At 68.4% G+C, this 17,086-nt stretch carries 17 protein-coding genes (1 of these 17 running past the window's edge); 9 read left to right on the plus strand and 8 right to left on the minus strand.

The window, feature by feature from the left end; translation table 11 throughout:
* Positions 1-125: 125 nt before the first annotated feature.
* Both lipB and lipA read left to right on the plus strand, forming a co-directional pair.
* Complete coding sequence (lipB, locus tag RXV79_RS02525) at positions 126-773, plus strand: lipoyl(octanoyl) transferase LipB (protein WP_316703961.1); 648 nt, start codon at positions 126-128, stop codon at positions 771-773.
* Between the two features lie 24 nt (positions 774-797).
* A complete protein-coding gene (lipA, locus tag RXV79_RS02530) occupies positions 798-1,790 on the plus strand; it encodes a lipoyl synthase (protein WP_316701862.1) in 993 nt (330 codons plus the stop codon).
* A gap of 4 nt (positions 1,791-1,794) precedes the next feature.
* On the opposite strand, the gene RXV79_RS02535 is transcribed toward lipA, so the two are convergent.
* From RXV79_RS02535 to RXV79_RS02555, 5 genes are all read right to left on the minus strand, one after another.
* Positions 1,795-5,448, minus strand: coding sequence for a hydantoinase B/oxoprolinase family protein (locus RXV79_RS02535; RefSeq protein WP_316701864.1), 3,654 nt, complete (start codon positions 5,446-5,448; stop codon positions 1,795-1,797).
* Between the two features lie 90 nt (positions 5,449-5,538).
* On the minus strand, positions 5,539-6,831 hold the full coding sequence (locus RXV79_RS02540; RefSeq protein ID WP_316701865.1) for a TRAP transporter large permease: 1,293 nt from the start codon (positions 6,829-6,831) through the stop codon (positions 5,539-5,541).
* A 4-nt stretch (positions 6,832-6,835) separates the two neighbouring features.
* Positions 6,836-7,351: a TRAP transporter small permease gene (locus RXV79_RS02545; RefSeq protein ID WP_316701867.1), complete on the minus strand. Its 516-nt coding sequence runs from the start codon at positions 7,349-7,351 to the stop codon at positions 6,836-6,838.
* A gap of 7 nt (positions 7,352-7,358) precedes the next feature.
* The gene (locus RXV79_RS02550) at positions 7,359-8,318 is read right to left on the minus strand and encodes a TRAP transporter substrate-binding protein (RefSeq protein WP_316701869.1); all 960 of its coding nucleotides are present in this window, start codon (positions 8,316-8,318) and stop codon (positions 7,359-7,361) included.
* Positions 8,319-8,344: 26 nt separating this feature from the next.
* Complete coding sequence (locus RXV79_RS02555; RefSeq protein ID WP_316701870.1) at positions 8,345-9,145, minus strand: putative hydro-lyase; 801 nt, start codon at positions 9,143-9,145, stop codon at positions 8,345-8,347.
* 127 nt (positions 9,146-9,272) lie between these two features.
* Here RXV79_RS02555 and RXV79_RS02560 point away from each other — a divergent pair, with 127 nt between their 5' ends.
* Complete coding sequence (locus tag RXV79_RS02560; RefSeq protein WP_316701871.1) at positions 9,273-10,190, plus strand: LysR family transcriptional regulator; 918 nt, start codon at positions 9,273-9,275, stop codon at positions 10,188-10,190.
* A 22-nt stretch (positions 10,191-10,212) separates the two neighbouring features.
* Positions 10,213-10,902 (plus strand): DUF4197 domain-containing protein, encoded by a 690-nt coding sequence (locus RXV79_RS02565; RefSeq protein WP_316701872.1) that lies wholly within the window; start codon positions 10,213-10,215, stop codon positions 10,900-10,902.
* A gap of 6 nt (positions 10,903-10,908) precedes the next feature.
* Here the strand turns inward: RXV79_RS02565 and RXV79_RS02570 are convergent, their stop codons facing one another.
* Together RXV79_RS02570 and RXV79_RS02575 are read right to left on the minus strand one after the other, a co-directional pair.
* Positions 10,909-12,048, minus strand: coding sequence for an ATP-binding protein (locus tag RXV79_RS02570; protein ID WP_316701873.1), 1,140 nt, complete (start codon positions 12,046-12,048; stop codon positions 10,909-10,911).
* A 160-nt stretch (positions 12,049-12,208) separates the two neighbouring features.
* Complete coding sequence (locus tag RXV79_RS02575; protein WP_316701875.1) at positions 12,209-13,462, minus strand: CaiB/BaiF CoA transferase family protein; 1,254 nt, start codon at positions 13,460-13,462, stop codon at positions 12,209-12,211.
* A 37-nt stretch (positions 13,463-13,499) separates the two neighbouring features.
* Here RXV79_RS02575 and RXV79_RS02580 point away from each other — a divergent pair, with 37 nt between their 5' ends.
* The 4 genes from RXV79_RS02580 to RXV79_RS02595 are packed head-to-tail and all read left to right on the plus strand — an operon-like array spanning position 13,500 to position 16,014.
* Positions 13,500-14,051 (plus strand): hypothetical protein, encoded by a 552-nt coding sequence (locus RXV79_RS02580; RefSeq protein WP_316701876.1) that lies wholly within the window; start codon positions 13,500-13,502, stop codon positions 14,049-14,051.
* Positions 14,048-15,304, plus strand: a complete 1,257-nt coding sequence (locus RXV79_RS02585) for an MFS transporter (protein ID WP_316701877.1) — start codon at positions 14,048-14,050, stop codon at positions 15,302-15,304. The genes RXV79_RS02580 and RXV79_RS02585 overlap by 4 nt, the downstream gene beginning before the upstream one ends.
* Positions 15,305-15,326: 22 nt before the next feature.
* The gene (locus RXV79_RS02590; protein WP_316701878.1) at positions 15,327-15,776 is read left to right on the plus strand and encodes a PTS sugar transporter subunit IIA; all 450 of its coding nucleotides are present in this window, start codon (positions 15,327-15,329) and stop codon (positions 15,774-15,776) included.
* On the plus strand, positions 15,745-16,014 hold the full coding sequence (locus RXV79_RS02595; RefSeq protein ID WP_316701879.1) for an HPr family phosphocarrier protein: 270 nt from the start codon (positions 15,745-15,747) through the stop codon (positions 16,012-16,014). Before RXV79_RS02590 ends, RXV79_RS02595 begins: the two co-directional genes overlap by 32 nt.
* Positions 16,015-16,033: 19 nt before the next feature.
* On the opposite strand, the gene RXV79_RS02600 is transcribed toward RXV79_RS02595, so the two are convergent.
* The gene (locus RXV79_RS02600) at positions 16,034-16,879 is read right to left on the minus strand and encodes a GNAT family N-acetyltransferase (protein ID WP_316701881.1); all 846 of its coding nucleotides are present in this window, start codon (positions 16,877-16,879) and stop codon (positions 16,034-16,036) included.
* Positions 16,880-17,019: 140 nt separating this feature from the next.
* Here RXV79_RS02600 and ptsP point away from each other — a divergent pair, with 140 nt between their 5' ends.
* On the plus strand, positions 17,020-17,086 hold the beginning of the coding sequence (gene ptsP / locus RXV79_RS02605) for a phosphoenolpyruvate--protein phosphotransferase (RefSeq protein WP_316701882.1). The gene runs 1,709 nt beyond the window's last position; only the first 67 of its 1,776 coding nucleotides appear in the window; its start codon is at positions 17,020-17,022; its stop codon lies beyond the right edge, outside the window.

Here is a 17,086-nt window from a genome sequence, read left to right on the forward strand (position 1 = left end):
TGGATGCACGGGAATCCAGCCCCCCGACATGTTTTGTGCGGACCCCCGACAATCCGGGGGTGTCAGAAATCGCTCCCGACTCCGACCTACTTCGCGGCCGTGCGACCACCGGGCCCCTCGTGCGCATGCGCGGCCGCGTGGACTACGTGGCAACCGTCGACGAGATGCGTAGCTTCACCGAGGCACGCGGCCCCGACACCCCCGACGAGATCTGGCTGTGCGAGCACGCGCCCGTCTACACGCAGGGCATCGCCGGCAAGGCCGAGCACGTGCTCGTGCCGGGCGATGTGCCGGTGGTGCAGACCAACCGCGGTGGCCAGGTCACCTACCACGGGCCCGGCCAGGTGGTGGCCTATCCGCTGATCGACCTCAAGCGCCTCGGCATCTTCGTCAAGGAATACGTCTACCGCCTCGAGCACTGCGTGCTCAAGACGCTGGAGAGCGTCGGCATCACCGGCCACCGGGTGGCCGGAGCACCCGGCATCTACGTGAACCTGGCCGACCCGTTCGGCCATGCCGCGCTGACCGGCCCGAGTGCACGACCGTTCGATGGCCTCGGCAAGGTCGCGGCACTCGGCATCAAGGTGAGCCGGCACTGCACGTACCACGGTGTCGCACTCAACGTGGCGATGGATTTGTCGCCCTTTTCGCGCATCAATCCGTGTGGCTACGCAGGGCTCGCGACAGTCGACCTCGCTACACTGGGCGTCCGCACCGACTGGCATACCGTGGCCGAACGACTTGGTGACAAGCTCGCGGCCCACCTGAGCTGACCCGCTCGTTCGAAAGTCCCACCCATGTCCACCGACAAGGTCGTCCACACCGCCCAAGACGCGGCCTCCTACGACGCCTCCGCCAAGCAGAAGTCGCAGGCCAAGACCGCACGCATCCCGATCAAGATCGTGCCGGCCGAGCAGTTGAAGAAGCCCGACTGGATCCGCGTGAAGGCGGGCTCGCACAACACACGCTTCTACGAGATCAAGCAGATCCTGCGCGAGCACAAGCTGCACACGGTGTGCGAAGAGGCTTCGTGCCCCAACATCGGCGAATGCTTCGGCGGGGGTACCGCGACCTTCATGATCATGGGTGACAAGTGCACCCGCCGCTGCCCCTTCTGCGACGTGGGCCACGGCCGCCCCGACCCGCTCGACAAGGACGAGCCGCTCAACCTCGCGAAGACCATCGCCGCCCTCAAGCTCAACTACGTGGTGATCACGAGCGTCGACCGCGACGACCTGCGCGACGGTGGCGCGGCCCATTTCGTGGAATGCATTGAGCGGGTGCGCGAGCTGTCGCCGAAGACCCGCATCGAGATCCTCACGCCCGACTTCCGCGGCCGCATGGACCGTGCGCTCGAGATCCTGAAAGCGGCACCGCCGGATGTGATGAACCACAACCTCGAAACCGCGCCGCGCCTCTACAAGGAAGCGCGCCCGGGCTCCGACTACGCCTACTCGCTCAACCTGCTCAAGCGCTTCAAGGAGTTCGCACCGCACGTGCCGACCAAGAGCGGCATCATGGTCGGCCTCGGCGAGACGGATGAAGAGATCCTGCAGGTGATGCGCGACATGCGCGAGCACGACATCGACATGCTCACCATCGGCCAGTACCTCGCGCCCTCAGGCCACCACCTGCCGGTGCGCCGCTACGTGCACCCCGACACCTTCAAGATGTACGAGGAAGAGGCCCACAAGATGGGCTTCACGCACGCGGCCGTCGGCGCGCTGGTGCGCTCGTCGTACCACGCCGACCAGCAGGCGCATCAGGCCGGGGTGAACATCCCGGCCTGAGCCTTCAGGCTTTCAGCGGCTCGCCGTAGCCGCCGCCGCCCGGGGTCTCGATCACGAACACGTCGCCCGGCTGCATCTCGGCCTGGCCGATGTGCGGCAGCGCCTCGATGCGTCCATCGGCGCGCTCCACGCGGTTAGCCCCGAGCGAGCCGGGCGCGCCGCCCGCCATGCCGAAGGCCGGGTGCTCGCGCCCGTTGCTGAGGATGGACGCCATCATCGGCTCCAGGAAGCGCACACGCCGCACGCCGCCGTTGCCGCCGACCCACTCACCCGCACCGCCCGAGCCGGCGCGGATCTCGTAGCTGTCGAGCCGCACCGGGTAGCGGAACTCCAGCACCTCGGGGTCGGTGAGGCGCGAGTTGGTCATGTGCGTCTGCACGACGCTCGTGCCGGCGAAGCCCGGGCCCGCGCCCGAGCCGCCGGAGATGGTCTCGTAGTACTGGTAGGTGTCGTTGCCGAAGGTGAAGTTGTTCATCGTGCACTGGCTGGCGGCCATCACGCCGAGTGCCCCGTAGAGCGCGTTGGTCACGCACATCGAGGTCTCGACGTTGCCGGCCACCACCGCGGCCGGGTGGCGCGGGTTGAGCATGCAGCCTTCGGGCACGACCACCTCGATGGGCTTCAGGCAACCGGCGTTGAGCGGGATCTCATCGTCGACCAGCGTGCGGAAAACGTAGAGCACCGCGGCCATCGTGATCGAGCGTGGCGCGTTGAAGTTGTTGGCGAGCTGCGCGCTGGTGCCGGTGAAGTCGACCTTGGCGCTGCGGGCCTTGGCGTTCACGCTCACCTTCACGCGGATCACGGCGCCGTTGTCGAGCGGCAGCGTGAACTCGCCGTCGCGCAGCGCGGTGATCACGCGCCGCACCGATTCCTCGGCGTTGTTCTGCACGTGCGCCATGTAGGCGGCCACCGTCTCGCGGCCGTATTGCGCCACCATCGCCCGCAGCTCCTGCACGCCCTTTTCGTTGGCGGCGATCTGCGCGCGCAGGTCGGCCAGGTTCTGCTGCGGGTTGCGCGAGGGGTAGCGGCCCGAGCCGAGCAATTCCAGCAGCTCCTTCTCGCGCAGCCGGCCTTCGGCCACCAGCTTGAAGTTGTCGATCAGCACGCCTTCTTCCTCGATGGTGGTCGAGAAAGGCGGCATCGAACCGGGCGTGGTGCCGCCGATGTCGGCATGGTGGCCGCGCGAGGCGACGTAGAACGAGGGCTTCGCGTCCTTCGGCTCCAGGTACACCGGTGTCACGACAGTGATGTCGGGCAGGTGCGTGCCGCCGTTGTACGGGTTGTTGAGCACGTAGACGTCGCCCGGGCGCATGCCGGGGTTGTGCTCGATCACCGTGCGGATCGACTCGCTCATCGAGCCCAGGTGCACCGGCATGTGCGGTGCGTTGGCGATGAGGCTGCCGCTGGCATCAAACAGCGCGCAGGAGAAGTCGAGCCGCTCCTTGATGTTCACCGAGTAGGCGGTGTTCTGCAGGCGCAGCCCCATCTGCTCGGCGATGTTCATGAAGAGGTTGTTGAAGACCTCCAGCATCACCGGGTCGGCGTCGGTGCCGACGGCATGGGCGCTCGTGCGCGCCCGGATGCGCCGCAGCTCCAGGCTCTGGCCCGCGGTGAGGCGGGCCTGCCAGCCGGGCTCGACCACGGTGGTCGCGTTCTTCTCGGCGATGACGGCGGGGCCGTCGATCGTGGCGCCGGGGTTGAGCGATTCGCGCACGTGCAGCGCCGCATGGCGCCAGCCGGCCGAGGCTTCGTCGGCCTGGCAATACATCTGCACTTGGGCGACGGGCGCGGGGGTGTGCGAGGTCTCCATCGACATGCCGTGCGAGGCCGAGCTGCGCTCGCCGGGCGCGACCGCCTCCACGGCCACCGCTTCGATCACGAGCGAGCGGTCGGGCATCAGGAAGGCGAAGCGTTGCTGGTACGCGCGCTCGAACTCGTCGCGCACTGCGGCGATGGCCTGCGCGGGGGGCAACTCGCCGGGCAGCCCGCAGGTGAGCGCGGTGTCGGTGCCTGCATAGCGCACCTGCAGGCGCGCGATGGTGTGCACGCTGGCGTCGGCCACGCCTTGCTGCGCCAGCTCTTCGCGGGCCTGCTGCGCGAGCTCGCTGGCGGTGTGGCGTGCGGCCAGCAGGCCGGCGTCGTCGAGCGCCTGCTCGACCGAACGCTCGCGCATCGCGATCTGGTCGGCCAGGCCCATGCCGTAGGCCGAGAGCACGCCGGCCAGCGGGTGCGCGAAGACACGCGTCATGCCCAGCGCATCGGCCACCGCGCAGGCATGCTGCCCGCCGGCGCCGCCGAAGCACTGCAGCGTGTAGCCGGTGACGTCGTAGCCGCGTGCGACCGAGATGCGCTTGATCGCGTTGGCCATGTTGGCCACCGCGATCTGCAGCGCGCCGCTGGCCACTTCTTCCGGCGTGATGCGGCGGCCACTGGCCTCGTTCATCTGGCGCGCCATCTTCGTGAAGCGCTCGACCACCACCTCGCGGTCGAGCGACTCGTTGGCCTGCGGCCCGAAGACCTTGGGGAAGTGATCGGGCTGGATCTTGCCCAGCATCACATTGGCATCGGTGGTGGCGAGCGGCCCGCCGCGGCGGTAGCTCGCCGGCCCCGGGTTGGCGCCGGCCGATTCAGGCCCGACGCGCAGCCGCGCACCATCGAAGCCGATGATGGAGCCGCCACCGGCCGCGACCGTGTGGATGCTCATCATCGGCGCGCGCATGCGCACGCCCGCCACCTGCGTCTCGAAGGCACGCTCGAACTCGCCCGCGTAGTGGCTCACGTCGGTGGAGGTGCCGCCCATGTCGAAGCCGATCACCTTCTGGTGGCCGCCTTCGACGGCGGTGCGCACCATGCCGACGATGCCGCCGGCCGGCCCGGAGAGGATGGCGTCCTTACCCTGGAAGCGCTGCGCTTCGGTGAGGCCGCCCGAGCTCTGCATGAAGAAGAGGTGCACGCCCGGCATCTGCCGCGCCACCTGGTCGACGTAGCGGCGCAGGATGGGCGAGAGGTAGGCGTCGACGACCGTCGTGTCGCCGCGCGAGACCAGCTTCATCAGCGGGCTCACCTTGTGCGACACCGAAATCTGCGTGAAGCCCACCTCGCGCGCCAGCGCTTCCGCCACTTCCTCGTGGGCGGTGTAGCGGTAGCCGTGCATGAAGACGATTGCGCACGAGCGCAGGCCGTCGGCGTAGGCCTGCTGCAGTTGCGCCTGCAAGGCGGCCTTGTCGAGCGGCTGCACCTCGTCGCCATGCGCGCCCACCCGTTCATAGGCCTCGATCACCTGTTCATAGAGCAGCTCGGGCAGCACGATGTGCCGCTCGAAGAGCCTGGGCCGCGCCTGCAGCGCGATGCGCAGTGCGTCGCGGAAGCCCTTGGTGGTGACGAGCAGCGTGCGGTCGCCCTTGCGTTCGAGGAGCGCGTTGGTCGCGACCGTGGTGCCCATCTTCACGCACTCCACACGCTCGGGCGTGATCAGCTCACCGGCCTGCAGGCCGAGCAGGCGGCGGATGCCTTCGACGGCCGCGTCGGCGTATTGCTCCGGGTTTTCGGAGAGCATCTTGAGCGTGTGCAGCACCCCGTCGGGGGCGCGGCCCACCACGTCGGTGAACGTGCCGCCACGGTCGATCCAGAACTGCCAGCGTGAGGGAAGGGTCGTCATGTCGTGATCCTAGGTTGGGAGGCCCATGCCGCGGCGCGCCCTGCCCACAGTACAGGACGAACCGGGCGTGCGCGCAAGAGGGTCGGTTGCTTACATCAGGCCGGGCAGCCAGAGCACGGTCTGTGGGAAGACGTAGATCAGCCCGAGCGCGGCCACCAGCAGCCCGAAGAAGGGCAGGGCGGTGCGGGCGAGGTAGGGCACTTCGCGCTTGGTGAGGCCCTGCAGCACGAAGAGGTTGAAGCCGACGGGCGGGGTGATCTGCGCCATCTCGACCACCATCACCACGAAGATGCCGAACCAGACGAGGTCGATGCCGGCCGCCTGCACGGTGGGCAGCAGCACCGCCATGGTGAGCACCACCATCGAGATTCCGTCGAGAAAGCAGCCGAGCACGATGAAGAAGCCCATCAGCAGCACCAGCAGCATGAAGGGCGACAGGTGCAGCCCGCCGATGAAGCTGGCCACCTCGCGCGGCAGGCCGATGAAGCCCATGGCCAGCGTGAGGAAGGCGGCGCCCGCGAGGATGAGGCCGATCATGCAGTACACGCGGCAGGCAGCCCAGAGGCCCTCCTTGAAGCTCTTCCAGGTGAGCGAGCCTTCGAGGGCGGCGAGCCCGAGCGAGCCGGCTACGCCGAGCGCGGCCGATTCGGTGGCGGTGGCGATGCCGGTGTAGATGGCACCGATCACCAGCACGATCAGCGACAGCACCGGGATCAGGTGGCGGCCGGCGGCGAGCTTCTGCGCCAGCGTGGTGTCGGCGTCGCCCTCGGGCACCTGCTCCGGGTGCCGGAGCGCCCACAGCATCAGGTAGCCGGAGAAGATCGCCATCAGCAGCAGGCCCGGCACCACGCCGGCGACGAAGAGCTTGGCGATCGACACGTCGGTCGCGACGGCGTAGACGATCATGATGATCGACGGCGGGATCATCAGCCCGAAGGTGCCGGCGCCGGCCAGCGAGCCGATGGCGATGTCGTCGGGGTAGCCGCGTTTCTTGAGTTCGGGCAGCGTGATCTTGCCGATGGTGGCGCAGGTGGCCGCGCTCGACCCCGACACCGCCGCGAAGATGCCGCAGCCGATCACGTTGGCATGCAGCAGCCGCCCAGGAACGCGGTTGAGCCACGGCGCGAGGCCGCGGAAGAGGTCGGCGGTGAGCCGCGAGCGGAAGAGGATCTCGCCCATCCACAGGAAGAGCGGCAGCGCGGTGAGCGTCCAGCTGGAGGTGGAGCCCCAGATGGTGAACGCCATGCTGTCGCCCACCATGCGCTGGGTGAAGAAGTTCATCGCGAACGCGGCGACGCCCAACAGCGACAGGCCGATCCAGAACCCGGAGGCGAGCACCGCGATGAGCGCGGCGATCAGGAGCGAGACGGTGAGGATGTCCATGACGTCATTCCACGTGTGCGGCTTCGCCGGCCGGGTCGGCGCGGAAGAAGCTGTTGCGCGCCCAGCGCGACACCGCCGCGTCGAGGAAGGCGACTGCGAGCCCCACGCAGCCAAGCGCCATCGCCAGTTGCGGAATCCACAGCGGCGTCGCATCGGACGAAGGTGACACATCGTGGGTGACCTGCGAGGTCCACACGAGCTTGCACGCATACCACGCGAGGTAGAGCGCGAGGCCGACGCCTGCGGCGAGGCACCAAGCCTCCAGCACCGTCTGCAGGCGAGGCGGCAGCTTTTGCAGCAGCAGCGTCACGCGGATATGCTCGCCGCGCTGCAGTGTGCCCGGCAGCGCGAGGAAGAGCGCCGCCGCGATGCAGTAGCCGGCGTAGGCATCGAGCCCGCGCAGCCCGAAGGCGAGCTGGCGGTCGGCGATGCCCAGCACCACCAGCACGAAGCAGCCGACCATCGCGACAGCGGCCAGCGCCATCAGCGTGTCGTAGAACGAATCGAGGGCCTGGCGCATCGCCGCCTCACTTGCGGTAGGCGTCGACGATGGCCTGCCCGTCGGCGCCGGCCTGCTTGAGCCACTCGGCCGTCATGCGGTCGCCAATGGCCTTGAGCTCGCCCTTCAGCTTGGTGTTGCTGCGGTCGACGTTCATGCCCTTGGCGGCCAGCTCCTTGAGGTACTCGTTGTCTTTCTGCTCGCTCGTCTTCCAGCCGCGCTCGCTGGCCTCGCCCGCGGCCTTGAGCACGGCGGCCTGCGCGGTCTTGTCGAGCGCATCGAAGGCTTTCTGGTTCACCACCAGCGCATTGCGTGGCAGCCACGCGCTCACGTCGTAGAAATACTTCACCTGCTCGTGAAGCTTGCTGTCGACGCCGCTCGCGCTCGAGGTGAGGAAGTTGTCGACCCCGCCAGTGGCCAGCGCCTGCGGCAGCTCGGCGAGCTGGATGGTCACGGGCTGCGCGCCGACGAGTTCGGCGATGCGCGTGGTGGCCGGGTTGTAGGCGCGCATCTTGGTGCCCTTCAGGTCGGCGAGCGCGGCCACCGGCTTCTTCGAGTAGAGCGACTGGCCGGGCCAGGGCACCGCGTAGAGCAGCTTCATGCCTTGCGAGGCCAGGAGCTTTTCGAGCGCGGGCCGCGACGCGGTGTCGAGCTTCTTCGACTCGGCATAGGTGGTGGCGAGGAAGGGCACCGCGTCGACGCCGAAGAGCGCGTTCTCGTTGGCGGCGCCGGAGAGAATGAATTCGCCGATCTGCGTCTGCCCGGTCTGCACCGCACGCTTGATCTCGTTGGCCTTGAACAGCGAGGCGTTGGCGTGCACCGTGATCTTGAGCTTGCCGGCGGTCGCGCGGTCGACCTCCTGCGCGAACCACTCCAGGTTCTGCACGTGGAAGGTGTTGCCGCCGTAGCCCGAGGGCAGGTCCCACTTGGTTTGCGCGTGGGCGGTGCCGAGGCAGGCCAGCGTCAGGGCACAGACGAGGGTCTTCATTGCAGTCTCCTGGAAGGGTGGATGGGTCAGAAGGCGGCGAGATGCCGGTTCAAGAGATCGGTGACGAGCATCGCGCCGGGCGCGTGCGTGATGGCTAGGGGCACGCGGGCCTGCACGAGCGCGGCCTGGGGCGTGACGCCGCAGGCCCAGAAGACCGGCAGCTCGCCCGCGCGCACCTCGACGGCGTCGCCATAGTCGGGCTTGGACAGGTCGGCGATGCCGATCTGCGCCGGGTCGCCGATGTGCACCGGCGCACCGTGCACCGTGGGCAGTCGCGAGGTGATCTGCACCGCACGGATGGCGTCGGCCGCGCTCATCGGCCGCATCGACACCACCATCGGGCCGCTGAAGGGGCCGGCCGGCTCGGTGGCGATGGTCGTGCGGTACATGGCGACGTTGCGCTGCAGCTCGATGTGGCGCAGCCGGATGCCGTCGGCCATCAGCGCTTCTTCGAACGAGAACGAGCAGCCGATCACGAAGGTGACGAAGTCGTCTTGCCAGAGGGCGCGGATGTCGGTGGGCTCGTCGACGAGCGCGCCTTCGCGCCACACGCGGTAGCGCGGCAGGTCGGTGCGGATGTCGATGCCCTCGCCGAGCGTGGCGAGCGAGGGGTCGCCCGCGTCCGAGACCGCCAGCAGCGGGCAGGGCTTGGGGTTGCGCTGGCAGTAGCGCATGAAGTCGGTGGCCAGGCCGGCCGGCAGGATCACCACGTTGCCCTGCACATGGCCCAGGGCCTGCCCGGAAGTGTGCCGGTCGAGGCGGCCGCTGCGCGCGGCGAGGCGGGCCTCGGCGCCGGTGGTGGCGGGTGGGTGGAAGGGCTGGGTCACGTGCGCGTCTTTCGAAAACCTGTGGCGATGACGGGGCATTGTTTCGATCGGGGCGGTGGCGGGCAAACGAGATTTTTCTTGCTGGCCTCATCGATTTTTTCGATGATGTGCGGGAAAGGATTCCGCCATGAACCTGAGATTCGTCGAAGCCTTCTACTGGGTGGCCACGCTCAGGAGCGTCTCGCGCGCCGCCGAGAAACTGTCGATCACGCAGTCGGCGATGTCGAGCCGCGTGGCCGGGCTCGAAGAAGAGCTCGGCACGATGCTGCTCGACCGGCGCGACAAGCAGTTCAAGCTCACCATCGCCGGCACGCGCTTCCTGCACTACGCCGAGAAACTGCTGGCCCTGCAGCGCGAGCTGAAGGAGGAGATGGGTTCGGGTGGGGTCGCCGCGGCGCCGGTCACGCTGCGCATCGGCAGCATCGAATCGGTGCTGCACTCGTGGCTGATGCCGTGGATCGAGAAGCTGCGCGCCGACCTGCCCCTGCTCGAGCTGGAGCTCTCGGTCGAAACCACGCCGATGCTGCAGGAGCTGGTGCGCCGCGGCACGCTTGACCTCGTGTTCGCGGCCGCCCCGGCGGCGCACGACGGGGTGCGGGTGCGCACGCTCGCGTCGATGGAGATGGCCTTCGTCGGCAACCCGACCGTGCACAAGCGCTCGCGCTACAGCCTGGCCCAGCTGGCGCAGTACGACCTCCTCACCTTCCAGCGCGGCTCGCAGCCGCACGTGGCGCTGATGGACGTCTTCCGCCGCGACGAGGTGGCGCCGCCGCGCGTGCACACCATCTCGTCGATCTCGGCGATGACGCAGCTGGTGGAGGCCGGGTTCGGCATCGCGACGCTGCCGCGCGCCGCGGCCGAACGCCTGCGGCCGAACCGGGCTCTGAAGATCCTGGGGTGCGAGCATGAGCTCCTGCCGCTGCCGGTGTTCGCGAGTTTCCGGCCCGACCCGCAGTCGCGGCAGATCGAGGCGGTGGTCGATGCGGCGCTGGCCTTTGCCAACGAGGCCAAGCACGCCCGGGTGGTGGGAAGATCCGCGAAGTAGTGGTTGAGCTCAGGAGCAGTCGATGAAGCGCAGAGAACTGATGAAGGCCGTCGGCGTGATGGCGGCGGGTGGCAGCGTGTGGGTGCCGGCGCAGGCCGGCTGGCTGTCGGAAACCGATGCGGCCGCCGGCATCCGCGCCGCGCTGGAGCGGGGTGCCGTGGCCGCGGTGAGCCTGCTCGGCAGGACCGATGGGTTTCTCGGCAACCCGAAGGTGCGCATTCCGCTGCCCGACTTCCTGCAAGACGTGGCGGGCTTCCTGAAAGCCACCGGGCAGCGCAAGCGCATCGAAGAGCTGGAAGTCTCGATGAACCGCGCCGCCGAGGCGGCCGTGCCCGAGGCGAAGGCCTTGCTGATGAACGCGGTGAAGGCGATGAGCGTGGACGACGCGAAACAGTTGCTCACCGGCGGCGACAACGCGGTGACGCAGTTCTTCGCCACCAAGACGCGCGAGCCGCTCTCGGTGAAGTTCTTGCCGATCGTGCAGAAAGCGACTGAGCGCGTGAAGCTCGCCGCGCGCTACAACGCGGTGGCCTCGAAGGCCGCGAGCTTCGGGCTCTTGAGGGAGGAGAACGCCAACATCCAGTCCTATGTGACCGGCAAGGCGCTCGATGGCCTCTATCTGATGATCGGGGAAGAAGAGAAGAAGATTCGCGCCGACCCGGTGGGCACCGGCAGCGCGATCCTCAAAAAGGTCTTCGGCAGCTTGAAGTAAGCGCGCTCAGACGGTCTTCGCCAGTTCAAACATCAGCGCGGAGGGCAGCGACGTCAGGATCGCATCGCGCCCCACGCGGGCCATGCTGAGCCCACCGAAGCCCGAGATCTCGAAGGTGTTGCCCTCTTCGATGATCTCGATGAACACCACCTCGGCACCTTCGGCGTCGATGTCACGGCGCATCTCGTTGAAGCGTTCGCCGCGCAGCACCGATTCGATGACGATCGCATGCGGCAGGCCGCCACGGCAGAACTCGCGCGCCTCGTCGACCGAGTTCACGAAGTCGACGATCAGGCCCATGTTGCGGATCGCGTCGCGGATCTGAACCCGCACGTCGCGCCGCGAGGCGACCACCAGCACCTGGCTGCCCACCAGCGGCTTGCTTTGCAGCGAGGGCGAAAAACCCTGGTCGAGTTCGATGGCGCTCATGCCTTCGAGCTGGTCGCTCACGGTGCGCGGGAACTCGATCGTCAGGTGTACCTCGTGGCCTTCGAGCTTGCGTTCGATGGGCAGGCCCATGGTCCACGCGGTCTGCTCGACGAGGCGCCAGGTCATGGTGTCGAGCTGGTGCGCCGTGTCATCGGAGTCGCTCTGCTGATCGGCGGGGCGCACCGCGAAGCGCGTGGTCAGGCGCGCATGCACGGGCCAGGTCTTGATGTCGATGCGGAAATCGATGTTGGACCGTGCGTGCTCCATGGCCCAGGTCAGCTGGGTGTTGAGCAGGCTGAAGAGGAGCGAGGCGTCGACCACCACCTCGGCCGGCCGCAGCACCTGCTTGATGTGGATGCCGCGGGCCTGGGTTTCGCGGCTGCGCTGGGTGAGCACGTCTTTCAACGTCTCGGTGAGCGCCAGGCGCTCGGGGGTCTGGCGCAGGCGGCCCGAGGCCAGGCGGGCGATCTGCTGGCCCGACATGCTGATCTCGCGGGCGCGCTGGATCTCTTCGCCGAGCGAACGCAGGCTGGAGCGGTCGATGCGGCCGGTGGAGGCGAGGGTTTGCACACGCTCGAGGGCGGCGGTGAGCGGGCCGGCGATCTCGGCGCTCATTTCCCCCACGACCTCACGCCAATGGTCGTGCTCGACGGCGGCGTCCTCGGGGGCGAGGGTGGCGGTCGCTTCGGGAGCGCGCTTGAGTTCGGTCATGTCCATGGGGGCCTCGGCTTACAGTTTTTGTCACTAGGTGGCAAAAAATTGACCTTCGAAGTGTCCCTGGACTTGGGCAGGTTGTGACAAAAGAAGACCGCCGCTCCCCCGGAGCGAGGGGGCGTGGCGGGGCCTGCTTTTGCGGGGGGAAAACGCGGAGATCGGGCTAAAGCGTGCCGCTCTCGCGCAGGCGGGCCCGCTCGGCTTCGCCGATGCCCAGCTCCTGCAGCACTTCATCGGTGTGCTCGCCCAGGAGCGGCGGCGGCCTTCGGTATTGCACAGGTGTGGCCGAGAGCTTCATCGGGCTGGCCACGAGCTTGAGTGCGTCGGTCAGCGGGTGCGGCATCGCGACGGTCATGCCGCGCGACTGCACGTGAGGGTCAGCGAACACTTCGCCGAGGTCGTTGATGGCGCCGCAAGGCACCTTGGCGGCTTCGAGGGCGCTCAGCCAGTCGTGCTTCTTGCGGGTCTTGAGGATCTCGGCCAGCACCGGCACGAGCGTCGCGCGGTGTCGCACGCGGTCGGCGTTCTTGATGAAGCGCGGGTCTTGCGCGAGGTCGGGTCGGCCGGCCACGTCGCAGAACTTGGCGTACTGGGTGTCGTTGCCGACTGCGAGGATCAGGTGGCCGTCGGCCGTCTCGAACACCTGATACGGGACGATGTTCTGGTGGGCGTTGCCGATGCGCCTGGGCGCTACGCCCGTCGTCAGGTAGTTGGCACCGAGGTTGGCCAGCATCGCGACCTGGGTGTCGAGCAGGGCCATGTCGACCACTTGGCCCTCGCCCGTGGCGTCGCGGTGGCGCAATGCGGCGAGGATGGCGACGGTCGCGTACATCCCGGTGAAGAGATCGGCCACCGCCACGCCCACCTTCTGCGGGCCGCCGCCGGGCAGGTCGTCGCGCTCGCCGGTGACGCTCATCAGGCCGCCCATGCCCTGGATGGCGTAGTCGTAGCCCGCCCGCTCGCGGTAAGGGCCGGTCTGGCCGAAGCCGGTGACCGAGCAGTAGACGAGGCGCGGGTAAAGCTTGCGCAGGCTGTCGGCATCGAGGCCGTAGCGGGCCATGTCGCCGACCTTGAAGTTCTCGATGAAGACGTCGCATTGCGCGGCCATCTGGCGGATCAGCGCCTGGCCTTCGGCGGTGGCGATGTCGACGGTGACCGAGCGCTTGTTGCGGTTGGTGCCGAGGTAGTACGCGGCCTCGGCGGTGTCGGCGCCGTCGCGGTCCTTCAGGAAGGGCGGGCCCCAGCCGCGGGTGTCGTCTCCGCCGACGCCGTTTTTCATCGGGCGCTCGATCTTGATGACGTCGGCGCCGAGGTCGGCCAGGGTCTGGGTGCACCACGGGCCGGCGAGCACACGCGAGAGGTCGAGAACGCGGATGCCGGCGAGGGGCAGCGCAGGGGCGGTGGAGGTATTGCTCATCCAAAGATTGTCATTCACCCCGTTTGATAATGCCCCGATGCAGTTGTCTCACCTTCTTCGCGGACGCAGAGCCGCACGGGTGCTGTCGTTGGGGTTGGCGGGGTCGGTGTTGGCAGGGTGTGCGCCCGCGCTCGACTGGCGCGAGATCCGGCCCGACGGCAGCGATGCCGTCGCCATGTTCCCGTGCAAGCCCACGACCGACGCCCGCATGGTCAGCCTGGCCGGGGCACGTGTGCGCATGGTGCTCGTGGCCTGCCGGGCCGGCGACGTGACCTGGGCACTTGCGTTTGCCGACATGGCCGACCCGGCGAAGGTGACGCAGGCACTGCAGGACCTGCGTGCGTCGAACGCCGGCAACCTGGGCGGCACGCCCACGGTGACCGGGCCGATGCAGCTGGCCGGCATGACCCCCAACCCGCAGTCCGAGCGGGTGCAGGTGCGGGGGCGCTTGCCCGGTGGCGAGGCGGTGCGGCTGGAGAGCGGCTTCTTCGCACGCGGCACCCGCGTGTACCAGGCGACGGCGATGGGCCAGGCGCCCGACGCCGAAGCGGTCGCGACCTTCTTCGACGGGTTGAAGCTGCGCCCATGAACGCGACCGCCCCTTCGACAAGCCTGCCGGCGCGCACGGCGACGCTCGTATTCCTGAGCTTTGCGTTTGCCTACTTTCCGTCGGCCTTGGTGCGCGGCGTGGTGGCGACGCTGGCGCCGGCTTTCAGCGCCGAATTGCAGCTCACGGCCAGTGAACTGGGCCTGCTGGCCGGGGCGTATTTCCTCGGCTTTGCGGCGATGCAGCTGCCGCTCGGCAGCGCGCTGGACCGCCACGGCCCGAAGCGGGTGCTGCTGGTGTTTCTCGCGGTGGCGGTCGTCGGGTGCGGGGCGTTTGCGCTGGCCGACAGCTTCGTCGCGCTCACCGTCGCCCGCGCCCTGATCGGCGTGGGGGTGAGCGCCTGCCTGATGGCGCCGATGACGAGCTTCCGGCGCAACTTCACGCCGACGACGCAGATGCGGGCCAACTCGTGGATGCTGATGACGGGCTCGCTGGGGCTGATCGCCTCGACCCTCCCGGTGCAGTGGCTGATGCCGTTGCTGGGCTGGCGTGGTCTGTTCTGGGCGCTGGCGGTGTTCTTCGTGGTGGCGATGGTGTTCATTGCCCGCGCCGTGCCGCCGGACCGGCTCGAAGTCGCGCCCCTGCCGGTGGTCGCGGGCGGCTACGGCGAGGTGTTTCGCCACCCGGTCTTCCTGCGCTACCTGCCGATGGGGTTCTTCCAGTACGGTGGCATGGTGGCGCTGCAATCGCTCTGGATCGGCCCCTGGCTGACACGCGTGTGCGGGTGGTCGCCGGGCGAAACGGCCGCCGGGCTTTTCGGCATCAACGTGGCGATGCTGCTGACCTTCATGGCGTGGGGCTTCCTGGTGCCCCGCCTGTATGCGCGCGGGTGGACCGCGCATGGCCTCATCGCCCGAGGGATGCCGATTCCGATCGTGGCGCTGTGGGTCGGCGTGGGGGCTGGCGCGGAGGCGACGGCCTGGCTGTGGGGGCTCTTTTGTGTGTCGAGCACCTTCGTGTCGCTGTCGCAGCCGGCCATCGGGCAGGCCTTTCCCGCGTCGCTGGCAGGGCGGGCCCTGTCGGCCTACAACCTCATCATCTTTGCTGGCGTGTTCACCCTGCAATGGGCCATGGGCGCGGCCGTCGACCGCCTCGTGGGGGCCGGGTGGAGCACGGTGTCGGCCTACCAGGGGGCATTTGCGTTGTTGGCGGTGTGTTGCAGCCTGTCATATCTGTGGTTTTTGTGGCGACGCGAAGCCGGGCCGGCCGTCGCGGCCGCCGTGACGGCGCGGTGAACCCTCTCATAATCGCCTCACCATGCCCGGCCTGCTGATCATTGCCCACGCGCCGCTCGCGTCTTCGCTGAAGGCCGTGGCTCAGCACACGTTTCCGGATTGCGGCGCGCGTCTGCAGGCCCTCGACGTGTTGCCCGACCAGTCGGTCGAAGACATCGAAGCGAAGGCACGTGAGCTGCTCGCCCACGTCAGCGAGCCCGATGCGGTGATCTTCACCGACGTCTTCGGCGCCACGCCCTGCAACGTGGCGCAGCGCCTGGCCGACGGCTTGCATGTGAAGGTGATCGCGGGGGTCAACGTGCCGATGCTGTGGCGCTCGCTGTGCTATGCCGACGAGCCGCTCGACGCCGTGGTGGCGCGGGCGGTGGCCGGGGCCACGCAGGGCGTGATGCAGGTGGCCACGTCCAAGCCGCAGAACCAAGCCTACAAACCGGGTGCCAATGATCAAAGCAAACATCAGCATCAGCAATAAGCTGGGCCTGCATGCCCGCGCTTCGGCCAAGCTCACCAAGCTCGCGGGCAGTTTTCAGTCCGATGTGTTCATGACCCGCAACTCGCGCCGCGTGAATGCCAAGAGCATCATGGGCGTGATGATGCTGGCGGCCGGGCTCGGCGCCGAGGTCGAGATCGAAACCTCCGGGCCCGACGAGCAGGCCGCGATGGACGCGCTCTGCGCCCTCATCAACGACAAGTTCGGCGAAGGCGAGTGACGCCTTCGGGCCTCGACGCTCAGGCGCCGAGGAAGTGCTTGCGGTAGCGCGCCGGCAGATCGTCGATGCGCATCAGCATCGGCAGATCGGCGGTGTTGAAGTCCGGGTCCCAGGCGGGAGCGCCCAGCACCTTCGCCCCGCAGCGAAGATAGCCCTTGATCAACGCTGGCGCTTCCACATCCAGGTTGTGCTGAAGGTCGTCGACCGGCAAGGGCAGGCGAGGTGTCACCTGCAGCTCGATCGGCGCCATGTGGGTGTGGCGCAGCTGCTCCCAGAGGCTCGCGGCGTAGTGGCCGCCATCGCGCATGCTGACACTGGCGCAGCCGATCATGGTGTCGAGCTGGTTGCGCACCATGAATTCGGCCAGCGCGCCCCAGAGCGCCATGATCGCGCCGCCCGAGCGCCAGGCCGGGTGCACGCAGGAGCGGCCCAGCTCGACCATCTTCGAGCGCATCGGGCGCAGGCGGGTGAGGTCGAACTCGGTCTCGCTGTAGAGGCCGCCGACGCGGCGTGCCGCCTCCGGCGTCATCACGCGGTAGGTGCCGATCACCGGGCCGGGGTGGCCCGCTTCGCCGGGCGCACGCACCAGCAGGTGCTCGCAGAAGGCGTCGAACATGTCGATGTCGTGGCCTTCCGGGGCACCGGCCGGCACGCTCAGGCGCGCACCCATCTCCTCGGCGAAGACGAGGTGCCTCAGGCGTTGCGCTTCGCGAACCTCTCGTTCATCGCGTGCCCAAACCACTTCAAACCGAGGCGCGTGAGTGCTGGCAAGGTGGGCAGCGTCCGAGCGTGGGTGAAGTGACCTCCGAGGCGCATCGGGGCGCAGGGCCGAGATCGGCAGGGTCGGCAAGGGAAGGTCACGCATGGAGGTCGCTCCTGGTAAAACTGCCCGGGATGGTCCGGGAGCGGCATGACGCCGTCATGAAGCGGGCATGACGCGGCCATGACAGGCGCACGGGTCGCCCCCGAGAAGGCGGCGCGAATTGCGCTGCTAGGATGGTTTGCATGAGCTTTCAGGTCTTTGGATTGCCCGTGTCGCGCGGCGTGGCCATCGGCCGCGCGGTGCTGGTGG

It is taken from the genome of Piscinibacter gummiphilus (assembly GCF_032681285.1).
Taxonomy (GTDB): Bacteria; Pseudomonadota; Gammaproteobacteria; order Burkholderiales; family Burkholderiaceae_C; genus Rhizobacter; species Rhizobacter gummiphilus_A.

What these genes read in the sequence shown, in the direction of transcription:
- lipB (WP_316703961.1), top strand. Translation starts at nt 126, where the DNA reads ATGCGCGGCCGCGTGGACTACGTGGCAACCGTCGACGAGATGCGTAGC.
- lipA (WP_316701862.1), top strand. Translation starts at nt 798, where the DNA reads ATGTCCACCGACAAGGTCGTCCACACCGCCCAAGACGCGGCCTCCTAC.
- RXV79_RS02535 (WP_316701864.1), bottom strand. Translation starts at nt 5,448, where the DNA reads ATGACGACCCTTCCCTCACGCTGGCAGTTCTGGATCGACCGTGGCGGC.
- RXV79_RS02540 (WP_316701865.1), bottom strand. Translation starts at nt 6,831, where the DNA reads ATGGACATCCTCACCGTCTCGCTCCTGATCGCCGCGCTCATCGCGGTG.
- RXV79_RS02545 (WP_316701867.1), bottom strand. Translation starts at nt 7,351, where the DNA reads ATGCGCCAGGCCCTCGATTCGTTCTACGACACGCTGATGGCGCTGGCC.
- RXV79_RS02550 (WP_316701869.1), bottom strand. Translation starts at nt 8,318, where the DNA reads ATGAAGACCCTCGTCTGTGCCCTGACGCTGGCCTGCCTCGGCACCGCC.
- RXV79_RS02560 (WP_316701871.1), top strand. Translation starts at nt 9,273, where the DNA reads ATGAACCTGAGATTCGTCGAAGCCTTCTACTGGGTGGCCACGCTCAGG.
- RXV79_RS02565 (WP_316701872.1), top strand. Translation starts at nt 10,213, where the DNA reads ATGAAGCGCAGAGAACTGATGAAGGCCGTCGGCGTGATGGCGGCGGGT.
- RXV79_RS02570 (WP_316701873.1), bottom strand. Translation starts at nt 12,048, where the DNA reads ATGGACATGACCGAACTCAAGCGCGCTCCCGAAGCGACCGCCACCCTC.
- RXV79_RS02575 (WP_316701875.1), bottom strand. Translation starts at nt 13,462, where the DNA reads ATGAGCAATACCTCCACCGCCCCTGCGCTGCCCCTCGCCGGCATCCGC.
- RXV79_RS02580 (WP_316701876.1), top strand. Translation starts at nt 13,500, where the DNA reads ATGCAGTTGTCTCACCTTCTTCGCGGACGCAGAGCCGCACGGGTGCTG.
- RXV79_RS02585 (WP_316701877.1), top strand. Translation starts at nt 14,048, where the DNA reads ATGAACGCGACCGCCCCTTCGACAAGCCTGCCGGCGCGCACGGCGACG.
- RXV79_RS02590 (WP_316701878.1), top strand. Translation starts at nt 15,327, where the DNA reads ATGCCCGGCCTGCTGATCATTGCCCACGCGCCGCTCGCGTCTTCGCTG.
- RXV79_RS02595 (WP_316701879.1), top strand. Translation starts at nt 15,745, where the DNA reads ATGATCAAAGCAAACATCAGCATCAGCAATAAGCTGGGCCTGCATGCC.
- RXV79_RS02600 (WP_316701881.1), bottom strand. Translation starts at nt 16,879, where the DNA reads ATGCGTGACCTTCCCTTGCCGACCCTGCCGATCTCGGCCCTGCGCCCC.